This is a genomic window from Streptomyces sp. NPDC048275 (assembly GCF_040652275.1).
Taxonomy (GTDB): domain Bacteria; phylum Actinomycetota; class Actinomycetes; order Streptomycetales; family Streptomycetaceae; genus Streptomyces.
In genome coordinates this window covers 1-19,437 of record NZ_JBEZLR010000117.1, presented here as the reverse complement: position 1 = coordinate 19,437, position 19,437 = coordinate 1, and the positions used below count along the sequence as shown (strand labels likewise).

Genomic DNA, 19,437 nt, shown 5'->3' with positions numbered 1-19,437 from the left:
CGTTCCGGTGGTGTTCCGTAACGGTCATCGCTCGCCGCGGAAGCTTTTGTACTCGTCGTTCATCAGATCCCAGAACGACCTGTAGCGGACTGCGCCGGGGAGCCAGTGGGCGAGGTACCAGGCTTCCCACTCGCCGTCGGAGGTCACCACGCAGGGGTTGAGCAGGTAGACGTCGGTGGACTCCGGGGTATGACCGATCTTCAGCGTCTGTGGCAGGTACTGCGGTCGGATCGTGGCGGGGTCCTGGGTCTCGCCATAGACGAAGTACTCCTCGTCGCAGACCCGCAGCTCGTCATCGCCGTATCCGTCGGTCCAGTCGGCCACGAGCCCGGCATCGATCTCACGGGCCCATCCCCCCTCTCGTACCGGCAGGATCTGCTCGATGTCGTGCGTCGTGTCGAGCCAGCCGTCGCTGGTCAGCAGGAACTGCCGATAGCTGGGCGGAAGCGCGGTGCCCAGACGGTTCTCGAGCGCTCTGACCTCCTCAGCGGGCGCCCCAGTGGTACCCAGCCAGCGAGCCCTGCGGATCTCGTCGGCAAACGGCTCGGCCCGCTCCTGCTCATGCAGGACCGGATCCAGCCACTCATCACTCCAGCGCTGCAGCAGGTTCCGCCACGCATAGGACGGACCAGGTGCCTGACCTCGCACGTGTTTCACCCGCCCGCGGTCTTGAGGGTGCCGGTGAGGCGGAGGGTGCTCTCGGTGTCGAGGCCGAGGCCGGCTGCCCAGGCGAGGGCGTCGTCGAGGGTGGCGTCCGCGTCGGCCAGGCGGGCGGCGGTGAGGGTGGGGGGCACTGTGCCCTCGTTCAAGAGGGTGGTCCACTGGCGTGCGGTGAGGGAGAGGTAGCGGAGGTCGGCCAGGACGGTCGGGTCGGGGACGTCGGCTCCGGAGAGGTCGAGGCCGCGCAGGTGGGGGACGGTGCGCAGCGGGGTGAGGTCGGCCGGGGCGGTGGTGGTCAGGTCGAGGGAGGCGAGGTGAGGGTGGGCGGTGAGCGGGGTCAGATTGCCGTTGTCGAGGGTGATGCGCAGGGATTCGACGGGCAGGTCGCGCAGCGGCGTCAGGTCGGCGGTGGTGGAGCGGTTGAGGTGCAGGCGGCGGAGGTTGGGGGCGGCGGTGAGCGGGGCGAGGTCGACGAGGCCGGGAGCGTCGTTGATGTGGATCGCCTGGAGGGTGGACGGGACCTCGTCGGGGATGGCGCCGATGATCTGCTGGGGGGCGGTATCGCGGGCTAGTTCCCGCAGGTAGATGCGGTCGCCGCTCTTCTCGTACGCGCCTTGGTCCAGCAGATCCAGGTAGTGGCCGAGGAGTGAGGTGATCGACTCGGTGACGTAGGCGGGTCCGTCGTCGTAGTCGCGGCCGGTGCGGATGATCTGGCCAGGGCGGCCGCCCTGGGCCGGGGCCGTGTCGACGGCCATGAAGTTGCCGTCCTCGCTGGTGGCGAAGCGCAACCAGCCGGGGTGGCCACCGCAGCGGCGGACGGTATTGGTGGGGGTGGTGTCGAAGACGAGGTTGTGCCGAACCAGTAACCCCACGCCGTGACCTTTGTCACTCCGGTCATGCGTGACGTTCGACGCCCGCGTTCCGCTTGGTCAGGTGGACCGGTGCGTGACCACGCCCCGGCGTGGAGGGGGACGAGGGGGCGGGGCTCGTGGCGGAGCGGACGTCGGTCGATGTGCGGATGCGGCAGCATGCGGCGCGGTTCGTGCGGCAGATCACGGCGCGGAACCGGGTGCCGCTGGACTACTCCGTGAACAGTCTGCGGGTCGTCGACTTCATTGTGGACGGGCTGCGGAAGGGGGAGCCCGAGCCCGGCAGTGTCGAGCATGTGCTGTTCGGGCTCGGCGTGTACACGGGTGAGGTGCTGGTGCGGCGGGCCGGGGCGCGATGGGTCGAATTCGATACCGGGCAGCGGGAGTTGTTCGGCCAGCTTGTCGGGGTGCGGATGGCCGACGGGCGGGTGTGGAACCCGCTCGGCAAGGTCGTGAAGCGGTTCGAGGCGGGGGAGCGGGAATCCGTACGGGCCTTGTATCTGCACCTGCACGGGCGGGCGTCCCGGCAGATGGCCTGAGGTACGAGTGAGGCGGAGGGATGGCTGATGTGCTGTGACATTTCTGTGGGAGCCGACGCTGATGACCACGGGGACGTCGACACGGTCCGACTGTGTCGAACGGCGTGAAATTCGGGCGAACTCGGTGCGAACGAGGACAGTGTTGGGCCAGCGAGGGGAACCCCGCCGCGTGCAGGCGTACGACGGGGACCTGGGCGTCGCCGTCGCGCGGGCGCAGGACGGTGACGAGGCTGCCTTCGCGGCCGCGTACCGGCTCGTGCAGCCCGGACTGCTCGGGTATCTGCGGGGGATCGTCGGTGACGACGCGGAGGACGTGGCGTCCGACGCCTGGCTGGAGATCGCCCGGGATCTGGGCCGGTTCAAGGGGGACGGCGCAGGCTTCCGCGGCTGGACCGCGACCATCGCCCGGCACCGGGCGCTCGACCATCTGCGACGCCTGAAGGTGCGGCCGCGGGCGACCGCGCTCGAGCAGGACGTACTGGAGCTGCCCGGTACGCACAGCACGGACGACCAGGCGCTGGAGTCCCTCTCCACTCAGGACGCCCTGGAACTGGTCGCCCGGCTGCCCCGCGACCAGGCCGAGGCCGTACTGCTGCGGGTGGTCGTCGGACTGGACGGGCCCGCCGCCGCGCGCGTCCTCGGCAAGCGCCCGGGCGCGGTGCGTACCGCCGCCCACCGCGGCCTGAAGCGTCTTGCGCGACAGCTCGGCGTCGAGGGTGTGACGGATGAGGCACCCCGGACGCTGGGGGAGTCGGGATGAGCGGCAAGAAGTCGGCGGGCGACTCGAGTGGGTCGGGCAAGCCGAGTGGGTCGGGCAGGTCGAGCAAGTCGAGGACGTCGGGCAGTTTCAGGGATGGATCCGGACATGGGTGAGCGGCAGAGCGGTGGCGGGACACCCGACCGTCGGGTCGCGCGCCCTGTGGGCGACGATCCTGTCGTCGAGGTGCTGCTCACCGCCGCCGTGCGCGGGCGTGTGGCGAGCGATGCCGGCGCGGAGGCGCGGGCCGTCGCCGCGTTCCGTGCCGCGCGCGACGAGGGCGCGCACGCCGTGCGGCCCGCGCGCTCCCGGCGGCGCGACGACTGGCGGCCGCGGGAGCAGCGGAAGGCGGGCCGCTCGCTGCGGACCACGCTCGCCGTGCTGCTGGCGAGCCTGGCGCTGGGCGGGGTCGCGGTCGCGGGCATCGGTGCGGTGTCGGACGGCGACGGTGCGGACCAGGGCGGGACCCGGCCGTCGAGCGGCGCCTCCACGGACCGGTCCGGATCCGAGCCCGCGAACCCGACGCCGCCCGGCTCGGCCGGCCCCGGGCGGGCCGAGCCGGGCGGCCACCCGTCCCAGGCGCAGGACATGGAGGCCCACTGTCGCGCGTACGACGCGGTCAAGGGCCGTGGCAAGGCGCTGAGTTCGACGGCCTGGCAGCGGCTCATCGATGCCGCGGGTGGCGAGGGCAACGTCGAGACGTACTGCGCCGGGCAGTTGGACCAAGGGGTCGCCACGTCTCCGGGCAAGGCGGACAGCGCCGACGGAACCGGTAATCCGGAGAGCACGCCCAAGGCAACGCCGAAACCCAAGAAGTCCAAGGACAAGTAGTAGACCCGGTTCCGCGATGTCCAGGGAAGCAGCAGGTCCCGCCTTCGCCGATGGCAACGGCCGGGGCCGCCACCCCCCACAGGAGAGGCCCCGGCCGTCGCGCGGCACGGGCCGCGCGGCGGCCCGTACTCTCTACAGCGCCACGGCTGCGTTTTGTGTCACACCTCGTTCTGTCACGACGTAGTTGCAAGTTGTACGGACATGGACGAGGAGCAGTTTCAAGTCGTAACGTGCCTTTCGCGCCGGGGCGCGGAGGGCGGACCACCGCAAACCACGAGGGGCCTTAGACCGCAACCATCAATTGAGGAACCACGACGGCGGGAACCCGGTCCGCGAAAGCAGCGCCGGTTCAGGCGCAGAAGGGCACGCGGTGCTGGGGGACGACGCGGAGCTGACCGCCGCGGTGCTTGCGGCACAGGACGGGGACGAGACCGCGTTCCGGACTGTGTACCGCGCGGTGCACCCACGGCTGCTCGGATACGTACGGACGCTGGTCGGTGATCCGGACGCGGAGGACGTCACGTCCGAGGCCTGGCTGCAGATCGCCCGGGACCTGGAGAGGTTCAGCGGCGACGCGGACCGGTTTCGCGGCTGGGCCGCCCGGATCGCCCGCAACCGCGCCCTCGACCACATACGGATGCGCGGGCGCCGTCCCTCGATAGGCGGCGACGAGACCGAGTTGACCGGCCGGGCCGCCGAGTCGGACACGGCGGGCGAGGCCATGGAGGCGCTGGCCACCGACAGCACCCTCTCGCTGATCGCGCAGCTCCCGCAGGATCAGGCGGAGGCCGTCGTCCTGCGTGTCGTCGTCGGCCTCGACGCCAAGACCGCGGCCGACACCCTCGGCAAACGCCCCGGAGCCGTCCGCACCGCGGCGCACCGCGGCCTGAAGCGGCTCGCGGAGCTGCTCGGCGAGGATCCGGCATCCGGTCAGGAATCGGACCCGGGGTCCGATCCGGAATCCGCAGGCGCTCTGGGCGCTGTCCCCCCACAAAGAGAGTCGCGCACACGCGCGGTGACGTCCGCGGGTGTGACGCATACGCGTTCGCGGACGCAGAAGGACATGTGATGGCCGACGAGCACTACAAGTGGCTGGACCGCGAAGCCGCGGAGCGTCTGCTGCGTGGTGAGCCGCTGGATGCCGTCGACGCAGACACCCAGGGCCGGGCGGACCGGCTCGCCGAAGCGCTCGGTGCGCTGGCCGCCGAACCCGCCCTGAGCAGCGCCGAACTCCCCGGCGAGGCAGCCGCGTTGGCCGCTTTCCGCAAGACGCGCACCGCGAAGAACGGTGAGGCGGCCGAGCTCGGCCGCCGCGGCCGCGCGCATGCCGCGCCCCACTCCTCCGACGCCGGTCTGGTCCGTCTGGGCCGCCCGGTTCCGGGTGGTTCCCGGGCTCGTTGGCGCCGCCCCGTGCGCTTCGGGCTCGCCGCGGCGCTGGCCGCCGGGATGATCGGCGGGGTCGCTTTCGCGGCCGGAACCGGAGTGCTGCCGACTCCGTTCCGTGACGACTCGCCGAATCCGGCCGCCACGGTTTCCGCAGCGGTGACACCGGATCGGCCGCTGGTCTCGCCCTCGCCCGGAGCGACGCGGACCGACGGCTCCGCGGCGCCGTTGCCCGGCGCGACCACGAGCGGGTCGCCCGGTTCCGGCTCATCCACCGGCTCCTCTTCCGGGTCCTCGGGCTCCTCCGGTTCCTCGCAGGACGAGGCGCGTGGGGGTGCCACCGCGAGCGGACAGCCCGGCTCGTTCGGCGCGGGAGCGTCGGGCCGTTCCTCCGAGTGGTGGAGCAGGGCGCGCTTGTCCTGCCGTGATGTCCTCGACGGCAAGGCGCTGGAAGCCGACCGCAAGCGCGTCCTGGAGAACGCCGCGGGCGGCGGCGGGCGCGTGAAGGCGTACTGCAAGGTCATCCTGGGCCAGGCGGACGGCAGCATCGGCCAGGACCGGAGCGATCGGAGCGACCAGGACACCGGTGACGACGACCAGGATTCCGGCAGCGGCTCCGGCGGGGACAGCGGTGGTGAGGACGACGCCCACCACATACGCCCGGGCAGCCAGGCCCACCATGGCGACGACGGGATCTTCACCCCGGCGTCGCCCTCGGCCATGGCGTCGCTGCTGCCGCGGAAGCTGACATCGCCGTCCCCGGTCGTGTCGACGCCGACGGCCGTGCCGTCCCCGGCTGTCCCGAGCCCCTCGTACAGCGCGCTGCCGCTGCTCTAGGCGGTCTGAGCTGCGGGAACCCTGTGCGGCCCGGCTCTGACCTGCGGTTTCGTATTTCCTTGAACTTTTCTTCCGGCCGGGTGTGACGTTTTCGGCCGTCGTGGCGCAGTACTGGGTGAGCCGACTGGTCATCGGCCCTCGCACGGAGCCGGGGTTCCCCCCGTACCCATGGCTCGGTGCACACGGCGCGGGCGGGACACGTTCCCCCGGTCCCGCCCGCGCCCCCACTCACCCTCGGGATCGGCCGTCACCAGTAGACGACGACCTTGTCACCCGTACGGACCTGCGCGAACAGTGCCGCGATCTTCCCCTCGTCCCGTACGTTCACGCAGCCGTGCGAGGCGCCGTAGTAGCCGCGGGCCGCGAAGTCGGAGGAGTAGTGGACCGCCTGGCCGCCGCTGAAGAACATCGCGTACGGCATGGGGGAGTCGTAGATCGTCGACACATGGTGGCGGGATTTGAAGGAGACGCTGAACACCCCTTCGCGGGTCGGCGTGTACTGCGAGCCGAACCGCACGTCCATCGTCGAGACCGTCTTCCCGTCGATCATCCAGCGCAGGGTGCGGCTCGTCTTGCTGACGCACAGCACCCGGCCCGTCATACAGCGCGGGTCCGGCCGCGCGGCGGGCTGCCCGCCGTAGGGGTACAGCTCCCACTGGGCCGGCTTGTGCGTCATCCGCTGCAGCCGCTGCCAGGTGACGGTGTCCAGCTCTCCGGTGCTCGGCAGACCCCGCTTGCCCTGGAAGCCCTTCACGGCGGCCGCCGTCGGGGCGTCGTACATCCCTGTCGGAGCGGTGATGAGCCAGGCGACCTGATGCAGCCGGGCCTGGACCTCACGGACGTCGGTGCCCTTGTCGCCGCGGGACCAGAGGACCTTGGGGGCGGGTGGCGTCGGCTCGGCGCTCGGCTCGGTGCTCGGGTCGGAGTTCGGGGTGGTACTTGGACCGGTGCTCGGCTCGGCGTCCTCAGGTGCGGTCGTGCGGTCGATCCGAACGGGCGGCTGCTTGCCGTCCGCGTCCACCGCCTGGGCCGTACAGCCGCCGACCGCGCCCACCGCGAGGAGCGCCGCGAGTGCGGCCAGCGATGTCCTCATGTCCCTTGTCCGCATCCCGACCCCCGTTGTGTTGTCGTGTCCCCTGAGATGCTCCCCGCGGGCGACTGGTTGCGAACTGCGGGATGCCGTGGGGAATGAAACTGTGGACAGGTCTGTGAGCAAGGAGAAGGCAGCTTCAGCGGGAGGCACGGCCATGGCGCGCGAATCCGAGTCCGGACTGCCCATCGAGCCGGTCTACGGGCCGGAGGTCCTGGAAGGCTGGGATCCGGCGCAGAGGCTGGGCGCGCCGGGCTCGTACCCCTTCACCCGCGGTGTGTATCCGTCGATGTACACGGGCCGGCCGTGGACGATGCGTCAGTACGCGGGTTTCGGTACGGCGGTGGAGTCCAACGCCCGTTACCGGCAGCTGATCGCGCACGGCACGACGGGCCTGTCCGTCGCCTTCGACCTGCCCACCCAGATGGGCCACGACTCGGACGCCCCGATCGCGAGCGGTGAGGTCGGCAAGGTGGGTGTCGCGATCGACTCCATCGACGACATGCGGGTGCTGTTCGGCGGGATCCCTCTCGACAAGGTCTCCACGTCGATGACGATCAACGCGCCCGCGGCCCTGCTCCTGCTGCTGTACCAGCTGGTGGCGGAGGAGCGGGGGGTGAGCGCCGACCGGCTCACCGGCACGATCCAGAACGATGTGCTGAAGGAGTACATCGCGCGGGGAACGTACATCTTCCCGCCCAGGCCCTCCCTGCGTCTGATCGCGGACATCTTCAAGTACTGCCGGGCCGAGATCCCGAAGTGGAACACCATCTCGATCTCCGGCTACCACATGGCCGAGGCGGGTGCCTCGCCCGCGCAGGAGATCGCCTTCACGCTCGCCGACGGCATCGAGTACGTGCGCACGGCGGTCGCGGCGGGCATGGACGTGGACGACTTCGCGCCCCGCCTCTCCTTCTTCTTCGTGGCGCGTACGACGATCCTCGAAGAGGTCGCCAAGTTCCGTGCCGCGCGGCGGATCTGGGCGCGGGTGATGCGGGAGGAGTTCGGGGCGAAGGACCCGAAATCTTTGATGCTGCGCTTCCACACGCAGACGGCGGGCGTGCAGCTGACGGCCCAGCAGCCGGAGGTGAACCTGGTCCGCGTCGCCGTCCAGGGCCTGGCCGCGGTCCTCGGCGGCACCCAGTCCCTGCACACCAACTCCTTCGACGAGGCGATCGCGCTGCCGACGGACAAGTCGGCGCGGCTGGCACTTCGTACGCAGCAGGTGTTGGCGTACGAGACGGACGTGACGGCGACCGTGGACCCGTTCGCGGGCTCGTACGCCGTCGAGAGGATGACCGACGACGTGGAGGCGACGACGGTCGCACTGATGACGAGGGTCGAGGAGCTGGGCGGTGCGGTGGCCGCCATCGAGCACGGTTTCCAGAAGGGCGAGATCGAACGCAGCGCGTACCGGATCGCCCAGGAGACGGACAGCGGTGAGCGGGTCGTGGTGGGGGTGAACCGCTTCCAGCTGGACGAGGAAGAGCCCTACCAGCCTCTCCGCGTCGACCCGGCCATCGAGGCCCAGCAGGCGGAACGCCTCGCGAAGCTGCGGGCGGAGCGGGACCAGGCGGCGGTGGACTCGGCTCTGGACGCGCTGAAGAAGGCCGCCAAGGGCGAGGACAACGTGTTGTACCCGATGAAGGACGCGCTGCGGGCTCGGGCGACTGTCGGTGAGGTGTGCAATGCGTTGCGGGGGGTTTGGGGGACTTACGTCCCGTCGGATGCGTTCTGAGCTCGGCGATTACTCCGTGTGAGTGATCGCGGGTGGAAGTCGCATGTCCCCGGTTACTCTCGTGGAGAGTGGGCCCCGAAAAGGAGGACGCCATGGCCGTACTGCAGCAGGAGCTGACCCTGGGCGAGGCTGCCGACCAGCTTGCCCGTGCACTGCCTGGCCACCGCGTGGAGATTCTCCAGGGGAGGCTCACTGTGACGCCGCCGCCGGACGGACCGCACGCCCGGTCGCTGACCAAGATCGGTCGGAGCTTTGAGAAGGCGGGCATCGAAGGGAGCGGGACCGAGTACGTTCAGGGCATCGGCCTCTGGCTGCCGGCGCTGCCAGAGGATTTCGCCGTCCCGGACTTCTCCGTCGTGGACGAGGACTTCTGCGACGCCCACGTGAAGAAGAACTACTACGCACCCAACGTCTTCCGCCTCGTCGTCGAAGTGACCTCCTCCAACTGGTCCGACGACCTCCACACCAAGGTCGAGTGCTACGCCCAGGCTGGCATTCCGGCCTACCTCATCGCGGACCGCAAGCACGACGAGGTGCTCCTCTACACCGACCCGGCCGACGGCAAGTACCCCGACCCCCAACGCTTCAAGCGCGGCCAGAGCGTGCCCGTGCCGGAGTCCGTCGGTGTCCGTGTCGACCTCTCCGTGGACACCCTGCTCGACGGCTGACCCTCGATACCCGAAGGCTGAGTGTCGTACCCCCGTGCGACACTCTGTTTCATGTTCGGCGTCATCGATCTCCCCACCTACCTCGCAGGCCTCATCCTGATCGTCCTGCTCCCCGGCCCCAACTCCCTGTACGTCCTTTCCGTCGCCGCCCGTCGAGGGATACGCGCCGGGTACACCGCCGCGGCCGGGGTCTGGTGCGGGGACGCCGTGCTGATGACGCTCTCCGCGGCCGGGGTGGCCTCGCTACTCCAGGCGAACGCCGTGTTGTTCGGGATCGTGAAGTACGCCGGGGCCGGCTATCTGACGTGGCTGGCGATCGGGATGCTGCGGGCCGCCTGGGGGATGTGGCGGACGCGGCGAGAGAAGGCCGAAGCCCAGGACACCCCCGCCGTCACCGACGAGCGGCCCTTCCGTCGTGCCCTCGTCGTCAGCCTCTTCAACCCGAAGGCGATCCTCTTCTTCGTCGCCTTCTTCGTGCAGTTCGTGTCAGAGTCCAACCCGATTGTGGGGTTCGTGACTCTAGGCGTACTCGCCCAGGTGGCAAGCGTGTTGTACCTGTCTGCGCTCATCTTCGGTGGGTCTCGTCTTGCTGCTGCGTTCCGTCGCCGGAGGACGCTCAGCGCAGGGGCCACCTCGGCGGCCGGGGCGCTGTTCCTGGGGTTCGCCGTCAAGCTGTCTCTGGCAAGCGTGTAGGGGGCTGGCATGTCTCACCTTGACGAAGCTGCGGCCCTGTTCGCCCGCATGAGCCTCCAGGAGCAGCATGCGGCACTAGGAGCCCTCGGCCTGCCCAAGAGGCTCCCGAAGGAGTCCCAGGAGCCTCCCAAGGTCACCCCGTTCTCTGCCCTTGCCAGCACGCCCAGCAGGCGGAAGCGGCAGCCACTCACCGTGAAGGCCGTGAGTAGCCCTGAGACGTCCTGAGTCCTCAGGGGCTTTGCCAACCCTCTAGGCACCGGGCCCCCTGCGCCGAGGGGCGCCCTCGGTCTACCCGACAACGCGAATATTGGCGATTCCGCATAGACGCTGATGAGCCGTACCCGTAGCGTCATGTTCAGCCGCCCCAACAGGGGCCAGACGCAAGGGGGTTACGGCATGTCCCGCGAGGAACTGACCCGACTTACCGGCAACGGAAACGGCAACTGCAACAACGACGATTGCCCCAACGTCTACCGGACCGCGTCCGGCTCGTTCGTCGTCCAGGGCGACGTATCCGACGCCTTCAACCCGCCGACCGGCGAAGGGCTCGTAGAAATCCCTGAGGACGTCCTGAGGGAGGCTTTCCGTGCCCTTGGATGGTAAGGAGTGGACAGCTCGAATTCATGGCTTCCAGCGCGAGGCGTGGCGCCTTGAAACGCTCCCCTGGTACAGGGTTCCGAGCGAAGACGGGGATATCCAAGACTTCCTCGACGGGCGCCGGATCGATGCGGCTAACTACTCCTCCAGCTATACGGACGGCCTCCGGAAACTGCGGGCCGAGGGCAAGTCCAAGGGACGCGTTCACATCGTGTCGAGGCCCCTCACGGACTATCTCCGATTCGAGTTCATGTACTACGCGGTACACGCGGCGGCCGGTGACGATATCCGCATCATGGACGTGTCCGGTCGGGATAACCCCTTGGCCGGCGTTCAGGATTTCTGGATGTTCGACCGTTCTGAAGTGGTGCTCATGAATTACCACCCGGACGGCACGCAGGTCAGTCGAGAGGTGTACGAGGGCGACGTGTCGCCGTTCCTCGAATACCAGCGTATTGCGCTGGCCGAGTCTGTTCCGTTCCAGGAGTACGTGAAGGGCCTTGACGTTTGAACCTGAGTCTCTAGGCCAGTCGAGGTCTGGCCTGGCGGAGGCACTACGCAGCGAGCGCAAGCGAGCCGGGCTGACTCAAACCCGGCTCGCTCGGCTGTGCAACATGTCGCAAACCAAAATCAGCAACATCGAAGGCGGGAAGCTCACGCCCACCATTGTCGATGTTGAACTAATCCTTGAGGCGATCGGAACCGAGAGTCCAGTTGCCACAGAAATACTCGCCCTTGCCCGCACGGCTGACACGGAATGGCAAGACCTTTGGGCGTCGCGTCGTCGCGGGATTGACAAGAAGCAGAACGACCTAGCCCGGCTGGAGTCCGTAACCACAGAGTTTCGTTTCTTCTTGCCAACGATGATTACGGGTCTACTCGCGACCCCCGACTACGTGCGGGCGAGTCTCGCACGTAATCCCGGCAACATGTCGAAGACTGTCGCTAAGAAGCTAGAGCGCCAGCAGATCCTCATGGACCCGTCGAAGTTCTTCACATTCCTACTCACAGAGCAAGCCGTACGGTGGCCCCTCGCTTCGCCAGTCGTGATGGCAATGCAGCTCGATCGGCTAGCTTCCGTCTCGCGCATTCCGAACGTACGGCTAGGCGTAATCCCTCTCGGGACGGTCGGACCCGTCGCCGAGACACCACTAAGCGTCTTCACCATTTATGGCCGACGCCTAGTCCAGGTGGAGACGCACACTGGGGCGCTTATCCTCCGCGACCACAGAGACGTGACTGCATACCGAGACGACTTTGAGCGGTACGAATCGTATGCCCTCTATGGGGACGAGTGCAGAGAGCAACTGGCCGAGTGGGCCAATCGGTTCCGGTCGTGATCTTTTACCCGACAACGCAAATGGAACGCCTAGTCCCGCGCCCTCATTGGCACCATGACGTGACAGACGTGGAGCCGAGGGGCGATCGATGCTGGAGCACAAGCCGCACGCTGAATCCCAATCCGGGCCGCCGAGGAATCCCGGCCTAGAGCCGGTCGGGGTAGAGGGGTGCATGACATGCGCCGCGCTCTCTGAGTCCCGGGAAGTGGCCCGCGAAGCGGGCGTGGCCGAGGCCGTGACGGGCGCCAATCGCGAGATTGGCAACCACCCTCATAGCTCCGTGGGACACGGCCGGAAACTCCCTGCCGTGTCCGTGTGGGGCGTTGCCCTATGACCGCGTCCCAGAAATACCCCGGTGAGGCCGTCGAGCTTCCCCTAGACGATTGGCTGTACGAAGCCAGGCCGCGCCAGGGGTGCGCCCGGTGCGCCGAGGCCCTGGCCGAGCTGCACGCGGCGAAGAAGTCCAAGAACGCGTCTGCGCGCTTCGAGGCGGCCCGCAAAATCCGTCTGTGCCCGCACGGGGCCACGCCGTGACCGTGGCCCCTGAGAAGCCGAGGAAACCGAGGGCGGGCCGTCGGCCTATCGACCCCGGTCCCCTCACCCTCGGCGAGATATGGCGAGCCATCGCGGACGTATGCGGTACGTGCTTCGGGCATCGGGAAGTGTGGTGCTCGAACTGCGCTGGCTTCGGGGGCTGTTGGGCGTGCATGGGGACGGAACGGATTCGTTGCCCCGAGTGCGCGGGCGGGAAGGCGCCCGCGCATCACTGGTGAAAAGACTCCCCCTGCCGTCCGTCTCCCCCGTGGCGGATGGCAGGGGGTTCTCTAGGGATCCTTTTGCTCCCCGATCTTCCCCATGTTCAACGGCTGGATGAACACGGCCCCTTGGCCGTTCGGGAGCGGCGGAAGATCCTCCAAGGCCCGGACTTCGTCGCGGGACATGAAGCCGTTGTTGATTGCCACGGAGTAAGCCTCGTACCGGTCTTTCGTCTTCGCTCTCAGGCGAGCGTCGACATTGAACCGAATGAACTCGCCGGCCGGGAGCAGGAACGTTGAAACGGCCTGCTCGACGCGCACAATCCACGGCATCAGGGTTTGGTCTACGAAGAACTTATTCTGCTCCTCGATACCGGTTCCCCACGTCGACGTGACCGAGGAATCAACTAGGTACGCAGGAATGCGGTAGAGAAGGGCGATCTCCGATTTCTGGAAACGGCGAGTCTCTAGGAATTGCGCCTGCTCGGGCGCAATGGTGATGGGTTTAAAGCTCGCGCCACCCGTCAGTACACCCACGCTGTGAGACTTCTTCATGCCCGCGTGCGTCTTGCGGAACATGTCGCGGAGCATCTTCGCTTCATCGGCCCGAGGCGTACCGGGGTGCTCGATGACACCCGTCATCGTGGTTCCCTGCTCAAAGAACCTCGTACCGAACTCTTGGGCCGTCAGACCGAGGCCGATTGCCTCCCGCGCTACCTCAAGAGGGGAAAGGCCGCGAGACTTTCCCGGAACGGCGAACGCCGGAATATGGAGGATCTGCGACACGTCGAAGAGTCGCTCTTCTCCACCAACTCGGAAAGCCTTCGCGCCGACAGGCCCATCAACGATATCCACATCTTGGGGATGCAGGCAGTACAGGGCCGTGACGTTTCCGCTGTTGTCCCGATCGGTCGCAATAAAAGCGTTGCCATCCGAGAGAAGCGACGTGACAACACGGTGCCAGAATTCGTATGTCGTCTGGTGCGGGTTGGGCTGGTGAATCCAGGCCAGGGACTCCGGTCTTCCAGCTTCTTGCGTATGCCGTTGACCTTCGTCAGATGGTCGACGGGAAGCATGCTGATCCCGTCAGCTATGAGGGACTGGCACGCGTAGACGGCTACGAGTTGAAGCGAGCTTTCCCGAGTGACAGAGCGCCCCGAGAAGGTTCGGGGGCGCAGCCCTGAAAGGGCATCGTCTCGGCCGTTCCCGAACAGTGAAAGCGGTTGGGAGTAGAGGCCGGTCATTCTGCTAAAGAGACTCACAGCCAACCCTCGATCTGGCCGACTGCCATCCTTGCGCGCTTACGCGGCGCCCGAATCAAATACTTCACGGTGGATCTCCAATGAAAAAGGCCGCCCGGATTACCTCCGGACGGCCCTTCCGTGGGCTAGCTACCCTTGACGACCTGAACGCTCGAAGCCTCGGCAACGGACGTGCCAGCAACGCGCACCACGATTCGGTAGGTCACCTGATCGCGGTCGAATCGGAATTCTTCGGAAGCGTTGATGTACGCCTGGCTCCGAATACCGAAGAAGATGCGCGACGCGTCGCAGACGATCGCCGTCTTGGTGCCGACGTTCGCGGACACCAGAAGCGGGAGGCCCCAAACGGTGGTGAGAGGCGTACCGGTCGGCGCACCGGCCTGATAGGTGCCCGCAGTGCTCGCCTTCTCCTTCATCAAGGAAGCCTCAACGTCCGGGGAAACGAACACCACGGAGGGCTTTCCATTGGCCATCCGGACGCGCGTAATCGCGTCCGCCAGGTCATCGAAGGACGGGAGCTTTCCGGCACCAAGGCTGGTCGTCACACCCTGACCGACAATGCCCTTAATCGGGTTAGCGCCGCTACCACCAAACGCGTCAATGTCTATTCGAGACGCAGCAGAGTTCAGCATGTCGGCCGCGAGAGCGTTCCGCAGGTCCACGGCGGAGTCTGAAAGCAGCTCGTTCGGGGCGTAGCGGAGTTCCTTAATGGCCTTGGCCGTGAGCGTGACCCCGGTAAAGGTCATGCTGCCTTCAGGGATAACGCCGTTCTCCTCCACGTAACCGGGAGTGGACGAAGAAGCGATACCGGGAAGAGTCAGCTCGGCAGTGTCGAACTGAATGATGTTGGAAGCGGGCAGGCCGCTCAGAAATGCACTGTCAGCGCGAAGCTTGTCGAAATACGTCTTCGCGGTCGCCTTCGGCACCAAAAAACCGCCGTCTGCGGGCGTGGAACTCTGAAGGGCCCGGTATTCCGAATATGAGGGCAAAAGGCCCTGGAACCCCTCGCGCTGCTCGGCCTGCGTGGACGGCATAGCGGCGGAACCGAACTTCTGGGCAAAGGATCGCGTCTCGGCCTGGCGCTCTTCGAGGCTCGGCGTCTCCACCACGGGCGCCGGGGCAGCCGGAGGAGTCTCGGGGGCGTCCGACTGACGCTCGGACTCCATAAGGGTGCGAAGAGCCGCACGGCCGTCCGGCGTGGACGCCCTACCGCCATTGACCATCGAAAGGATGTCGGCTCGGTTCTCGGAACCGGGCGGGGTGTTGCTGATGACGTGGGCGATCTCGCCGGGCAGTAGGCCACGGTCGCGGGACTCGGCATTATCGAACATCTCGCGGAGTGCGAGCTTCATGGTGTCTCCTGATTTGGGCATGAAAAAGCGGCCCGTCTGGCAAAGCCAGGGGCCGCTAGGTGTGTGCTGGTATGTGGTTAGCCGTTAAGGGCTACGTCTTCGAGAATCCGCAGATGCCGTTCATACGCTCGCTCATGTGCACGCTTGAGCCGTCGCCCTCGGGCGACCTGCTTACGGCAATCGTCAGAGCAGTAGCGCGGCTTCGCACCAGGGCGAAACGGATAGTCGAAGAAGCCAGCACAGAAAAAGCACGTCAGCTCGATCATGTTGGCTCCTTGGTCACGTCCGGGGGACCTAATCCCCCGGCTAATCTCTGCATGAACCAAAGACCCGTTAAAACGGCTGATCTCACACGCCAATTCGGTGACCAGCACCGATCAGGAGAGTTCCACTACAACTTGTTACGGGCCGTTACTCGTTCCCACCAGTGCGGGCTAACTTGCGCACGCACGCGCTGCCGGTAAGGCGAGGCTGCGGGAAGCGTCAGCCTCAGACTTCCGAGAGGCCCCTACCGGTTGCCGCGAGAGCTATTGCAGGGTCGGCAGAGCACTTGGGTGTTATCCAGCGTGTTGGTCCCGCCCTTGGACAGGGGCAACAGATGATCCCCGGTGAGATCGTTGGTGGTGCCGCAGAACGAGCACCACGGCTGGGCCGCTATCGCTGCGGCCCTCACCTTCTGCCATTGATAGTCGTATCTTCCCTTGGCTCTGGCATTGGGCTTAGGCGCATACCTGCGCCGTGAACCAACACAAGGGCACTGCGTCCCGAGAGGGCGCAGCTTCTTGCAAGATGAACACATGAGATAGGGCATGACTGATCTCCCTTGGCTTGTTGGATAACTGCGGCCATCGGCCTATATGCCGTGGCCGGCTGAGCGAGCGGGCATTGTTCTTCCGCTCCGACTCCTTGAGGGAGTCGTTCACTTCTGCCTCGGCTGATTGAGACTCCGCAGGCTCCATAGCCGAAGGAGTATTGCTCTCGCTCTTCGCTCTGCTCCGCAGGCTTCGAGCTTTCATCCTTGGCCGTAGTCAGGCCCCGATAGGGAGCCTGGCTGTATGTCCGCTCTTCGATCGGCCAGGGCATAGCTGTACCCGAAGGGGTACAGCTTCTTATGAGCTATAGATATGGGATCTCTAGTGAGATCCCTATGAGATTGTGTACCCGGTCGGGTATATCCCCTGTACCGCTAGAGGGACAGCCCTGTACCCGTAGGGGTACTAGGCGGCTACCTGCCCGGTGTAGAGCCGGTAGGCACGCTCGGCCGAGGCGTAAGGGATCTCGCGCCACGGCCAGGACTCCGGTCCCTCTCCGCCGAGGAACCAAGCCTTCTGATTGAGAGTGAGTTCAATCGGCCCTGTCGGGGCCGTAGACGGCCGATCTCCAGCCGAGGGGCCCGACGGGTCGGTGTCCGCCGTAGCAGCCCTCGTAGGGCCGCTCTTGGGCTTCCTGCGCTTGCGCGCTTCCGGTCCGGCCTTGACGGCCGCCAGCACGTCGGCCGGGGCAGTCAGGCAGTAGACGACGGTATCGGCGCCGGAGCGGGCGCCAGTGTCGGCGAGGTAGCCGCAGTCGACAAGCTTCCTGCGGTGCGGGTGCACCTTCGTCGCGTTGGATAGCCCGACGATCTCGGCAATGGTCGCCATGGACGGAAACACGTCCGTCCCGTCCGTGTAGTCACCGAACATCGAGAAGGCCATTCCCACTGCGAAGGTGTTCTGTCGGATGCGCGGGTCATGGGCTATGCATCGGCGCCAAAGGTCGTGATCTATGCGGGTGTTCACCTTGGGGGTGCCTCCGAGTCGTGAGGGCGTGTGGCGCGGGTGCGCGGGCCAGGTCTACCGCCCTACCCCTGGCGGATTCAAGGAAGGGCGTTTAAACGGTTCCCTTTGACTTCGCCAGGGGGTAGCGATGCAAGGTTCCTTCGTTACTAGCGCCCGGCGCAGGGCCTCGGCGCTGACAGGGGACGTATGCGTGTTGTAACCGTGATCCAGGATCAGGACGGTAACCGGAGAGTCGTTGCTGATGTCGTCTATCCCTCCGAGAGTTGACATAAGAAATGCCCCCTCCGGAAAGAGGGGGCATTTTGGTTTCGCGGAGTGCGTCTATAGCTAACTCCAGTTGTCGTCCATCCTGATCAGTCGCTTCTTAACATCGTGCGGAATGATCAATTTCCCCAACAGTTCCCCATCGTCCTGCTTTCCGAGTTCGAAAGTTATTCCGGCACTCAGTAGGTCCTTTTCCATGGCCTCTACGCCACCAGCCTCCCAATGCTGCCTGTACGTCATGCCGGTGTTTTCGTAGATCCACCTATCCTTCGTGGACTCCGGGTCGATCTTCGCCAAGTCGTTCATGAGAGCGTCTAGCGTGGCCTCTGCCTTCTCGCGAATGAATCCGGCCTTATCGAACCTTCCGCCGGGCTCCAGCCCAGACATGTAGTAGGCGATGGAATCTTCCAGCCTCTTCCGCTCACGCCTGTTCTCGTCGCCTCGGGCGTACTCGCGGCGGATCACCTCGTAATCCCCCAGGGCCTTAAAGACGGCCTGCGCCAGAGCCGAGTACACATGCTCAGGGTCCGGTGTCACGAATCCTGGTTTCCGGCAGTCGGGGCACCGCAAGTATCGGTACTCTTTCACTTCGCCGGTAGAAAGCGTCTTGTAGTTGTTCGTTTCGTTAACGTTTCTCCCGCACTGGTGTTTCATGACACCAAGGAACCTAGTGGGACGGCGATTCTTCTCATGATGGCGCTTGTTCTTCGCGCGGGTGGCAAGTGCTGCTTGTACGCTATCGAATTCTTTATCAGTCAGGATCGGTTCGTCCGTGACCTTTATTTCCTGGCCCTTCTTGTCTAGTACCGGCGTAGATTTGTAGGTAGTCGCTTTCGTACCTCCCTCGGTGCGGAGCCCCTTAACGGCAGGATTCCTAAGGGTCCTGAGAACTTGCTGATTGTTCCATTTGCGGTTGCTGTAGGTCGGAACCTTGGCCCTGTCTAGGACCTTGGCAATTCGGTTTGCCGGAACCCCCCGCATTGCAGCTTGGTACATGTAGCGCACTGCCCGCGCCTGCTTAGGGTCCTGTACTAGGCGGAGTTTCCCGCCCACCCGCGCGGTCTTATAGCCGAACGACGGTTTACCGATCCGCCATTGGTCCTGTTGCTTGGTGTATTCCCAGTGCGATGAAACGCGGATCTTGGTGTTGGCGGCTTCAATCTCTGCAACCGCCGCAATGAATGTCACCATTGCCTGAGCCATGGGCGATGAAAGGTCAAGAGTGTCATTCAGGGAAACAAGATTCTTGCTGAACTTCTTGCACCACTTGATTACCTCATGCAGATCGGTAATGCGCCTGATGAATCGGTCCAGCTTCCAGAACAGGATGAGATCGAATTCGGGTATGCGGTTGTTGAGCCAGTCCCCAAGCTCCTTCCGCTCCCAAGGAGCCTTCTTGGTCGCGGACACCCCCAGGTCCCTGGCTACGCCCACAACCCGGATGCCCTCTCTGAGGGCGTGGCGGCGTAGGTCAAGCTCCTGCCGTGCAGGGCTGGTGGTGTCGTCGGTGAGGATCGACAGGCGTACCGAGAGGAGCCCGCGCGGCGCGTCCTCCGGTAGTGCCTGGCTCTTGTCCTGGAGGTCGGCTAGCTCCGTCAGTTCCTCAGCGGTCCACTCTGGGGCGGTCTGCGTGGTGGTCATGCCGGGGAGCCTACAGGCAGTTGGATTCCGCAACGTTCTTCGTGCAGTTCGTCGACCCGGCGTATGCCTACCCGGCCGTCTCCTTCGTCGTCCTCGGCGCGTTCGCCCAGCTCGCGAGCTTCCTGTATCTCAGCGCGCTGATATTCAGCGGTACGAAACTGTCGGCCGCCTTCCGTCGGCGCAAGCGGCTGTCCGCGGGGGCCACGACCGCCGCCGGCGCGCTCTTCCTGGGCTTCGCCGTGAAGCTCACGCTGGCCAGCGCCTAGCGAATCGACTGGCCAGCGCCTAAGGGCTTGCGGGGAATCAAAGTGTTGCTTCCCGTCCTGAAGCTCGTTGGTGTGGTATGCGCATCCCGAATGAGACTCGTGACCAACTCGCCGTGA

At 66.0% G+C, this 19,437-nt stretch carries 19 protein-coding genes and 2 pseudogenes; 13 read left to right on the top strand and 8 right to left on the bottom strand.

Annotation, left to right across the window (positions count from 1 at the left end; all coding sequences use genetic code 11):
• Window positions 1-24: 24 nt before the first annotated feature.
• Both AB0D57_RS40935 and AB0D57_RS40930 read right to left on the bottom strand, forming a co-directional pair.
• Complete coding sequence (locus tag AB0D57_RS40935) at window positions 25-648, bottom strand: SMI1/KNR4 family protein (RefSeq protein WP_362085931.1); 624 nt, start codon at window positions 646-648, stop codon at window positions 25-27.
• A 5-nt stretch (window positions 649-653) separates the two neighbouring features.
• Window positions 654-1,532: a hypothetical protein gene (locus tag AB0D57_RS40930; RefSeq protein ID WP_362085928.1), complete on the bottom strand. Its 879-nt coding sequence runs from the start codon at window positions 1,530-1,532 to the stop codon at window positions 654-656.
• A gap of 116 nt (window positions 1,533-1,648) precedes the next feature.
• Between AB0D57_RS40930 and AB0D57_RS40925 the strand changes: the two genes are divergently transcribed.
• The 5 genes from AB0D57_RS40925 to AB0D57_RS40905 all read left to right on the top strand — a co-directional run bounded on the left by AB0D57_RS40925 (window position 1,649) and on the right by AB0D57_RS40905 (window position 5,876).
• Window positions 1,649-2,068, top strand: a complete 420-nt coding sequence (locus AB0D57_RS40925) for a hypothetical protein (RefSeq protein WP_362085925.1) — start codon at window positions 1,649-1,651, stop codon at window positions 2,066-2,068.
• 142 nt (window positions 2,069-2,210) lie between these two features.
• Entirely contained in the window at window positions 2,211-2,828 is a 618-nt protein-coding gene (locus AB0D57_RS40920; RefSeq protein WP_362085922.1) for an RNA polymerase sigma factor, read from the top strand.
• A 105-nt stretch (window positions 2,829-2,933) separates the two neighbouring features.
• On the top strand, window positions 2,934-3,656 hold the full coding sequence (locus AB0D57_RS40915; RefSeq protein WP_362085919.1) for a hypothetical protein: 723 nt from the start codon (window positions 2,934-2,936) through the stop codon (window positions 3,654-3,656).
• Window positions 3,657-4,026: 370 nt separating this feature from the next.
• Window positions 4,027-4,725 (top strand): RNA polymerase sigma factor, encoded by a 699-nt coding sequence (locus AB0D57_RS40910; protein ID WP_362085916.1) that lies wholly within the window; start codon window positions 4,027-4,029, stop codon window positions 4,723-4,725.
• Window positions 4,725-5,876: a hypothetical protein gene (locus AB0D57_RS40905; protein WP_362085913.1), complete on the top strand. Its 1,152-nt coding sequence runs from the start codon at window positions 4,725-4,727 to the stop codon at window positions 5,874-5,876. The genes AB0D57_RS40910 and AB0D57_RS40905 overlap by 1 nt, the downstream gene beginning before the upstream one ends.
• 247 nt (window positions 5,877-6,123) lie before the next feature.
• Here the strand turns inward: AB0D57_RS40905 and AB0D57_RS40900 are convergent, their stop codons facing one another.
• Window positions 6,124-6,969, bottom strand: coding sequence for a L,D-transpeptidase family protein (locus AB0D57_RS40900; RefSeq protein WP_362085910.1), 846 nt, complete (start codon window positions 6,967-6,969; stop codon window positions 6,124-6,126).
• A 154-nt stretch (window positions 6,970-7,123) separates the two neighbouring features.
• Between AB0D57_RS40900 and AB0D57_RS40895 the strand changes: the two genes are divergently transcribed.
• The 7 genes from AB0D57_RS40895 (at window position 7,124) to AB0D57_RS40865 (ending at window position 12,536) form a co-directional block, all read left to right on the top strand.
• A complete protein-coding gene (locus tag AB0D57_RS40895; RefSeq protein ID WP_362085907.1) occupies window positions 7,124-8,704 on the top strand; it encodes a methylmalonyl-CoA mutase family protein in 1,581 nt (526 codons plus the stop codon).
• A 92-nt stretch (window positions 8,705-8,796) separates the two neighbouring features.
• Window positions 8,797-9,372: a Uma2 family endonuclease gene (locus AB0D57_RS40890; protein ID WP_362085904.1), complete on the top strand. Its 576-nt coding sequence runs from the start codon at window positions 8,797-8,799 to the stop codon at window positions 9,370-9,372.
• Window positions 9,373-9,423: 51 nt separating this feature from the next.
• Window positions 9,424-10,065 carry a leucine efflux protein LeuE gene (gene leuE, locus AB0D57_RS40885; protein WP_362085901.1) on the top strand — a complete coding sequence of 214 codons (642 nt, stop codon included), beginning with the start codon at window positions 9,424-9,426 and terminating at the stop codon, window positions 10,063-10,065.
• Window positions 10,066-10,461: 396 nt separating this feature from the next.
• Window positions 10,462-10,668, top strand: coding sequence for a hypothetical protein (locus AB0D57_RS40880; RefSeq protein ID WP_362085898.1), 207 nt, complete (start codon window positions 10,462-10,464; stop codon window positions 10,666-10,668).
• Entirely contained in the window at window positions 10,652-11,173 is a 522-nt protein-coding gene (locus AB0D57_RS40875) for a DUF6879 family protein (protein WP_362085895.1), read from the top strand. The genes AB0D57_RS40880 and AB0D57_RS40875 overlap by 17 nt, the downstream gene beginning before the upstream one ends.
• Complete coding sequence (locus tag AB0D57_RS40870) at window positions 11,163-12,002, top strand: helix-turn-helix transcriptional regulator (RefSeq protein WP_362085892.1); 840 nt, start codon at window positions 11,163-11,165, stop codon at window positions 12,000-12,002. Before AB0D57_RS40875 ends, AB0D57_RS40870 begins: the two co-directional genes overlap by 11 nt.
• Before the next feature lie 330 nt (window positions 12,003-12,332).
• Entirely contained in the window at window positions 12,333-12,536 is a 204-nt protein-coding gene (locus AB0D57_RS40865; RefSeq protein ID WP_362085889.1) for a hypothetical protein, read from the top strand.
• 290 nt (window positions 12,537-12,826) lie between these two features.
• On the opposite strand, the pseudogene AB0D57_RS40860 reads toward AB0D57_RS40865, so the two are convergent.
• The 5 genes and pseudogenes from AB0D57_RS40860 to AB0D57_RS40840 all read right to left on the bottom strand — a co-directional run.
• Window positions 12,827-13,780, bottom strand: a pseudogene (locus tag AB0D57_RS40860) (phage portal protein); the annotation flags it as partial.
• A 364-nt stretch (window positions 13,781-14,144) separates the two neighbouring features.
• Window positions 14,145-15,371 carry a phage major capsid protein gene (locus AB0D57_RS40855; RefSeq protein ID WP_362085886.1) on the bottom strand — a complete coding sequence of 409 codons (1,227 nt, stop codon included), beginning with the start codon at window positions 15,369-15,371 and terminating at the stop codon, window positions 14,145-14,147.
• A 508-nt stretch (window positions 15,372-15,879) separates the two neighbouring features.
• Complete coding sequence (locus tag AB0D57_RS40850; RefSeq protein WP_362085967.1) at window positions 15,880-16,170, bottom strand: HNH endonuclease; 291 nt, start codon at window positions 16,168-16,170, stop codon at window positions 15,880-15,882.
• A gap of 418 nt (window positions 16,171-16,588) precedes the next feature.
• Complete coding sequence (locus tag AB0D57_RS40845; protein WP_362085883.1) at window positions 16,589-17,065, bottom strand: hypothetical protein; 477 nt, start codon at window positions 17,063-17,065, stop codon at window positions 16,589-16,591.
• A gap of 411 nt (window positions 17,066-17,476) precedes the next feature.
• On the bottom strand, window positions 17,477-19,054 hold the full coding sequence (locus AB0D57_RS40840; protein WP_362085880.1) for a recombinase family protein: 1,578 nt from the start codon (window positions 19,052-19,054) through the stop codon (window positions 17,477-17,479).
• 32 nt (window positions 19,055-19,086) lie between these two features.
• On the opposite strand from AB0D57_RS40840, the pseudogene AB0D57_RS40835 reads away from it, so the two are divergent.
• Window positions 19,087-19,320, top strand: a pseudogene (locus AB0D57_RS40835) (LysE family transporter); the annotation flags it as partial.
• Window positions 19,321-19,437: the final 117 nt, after the last annotated feature.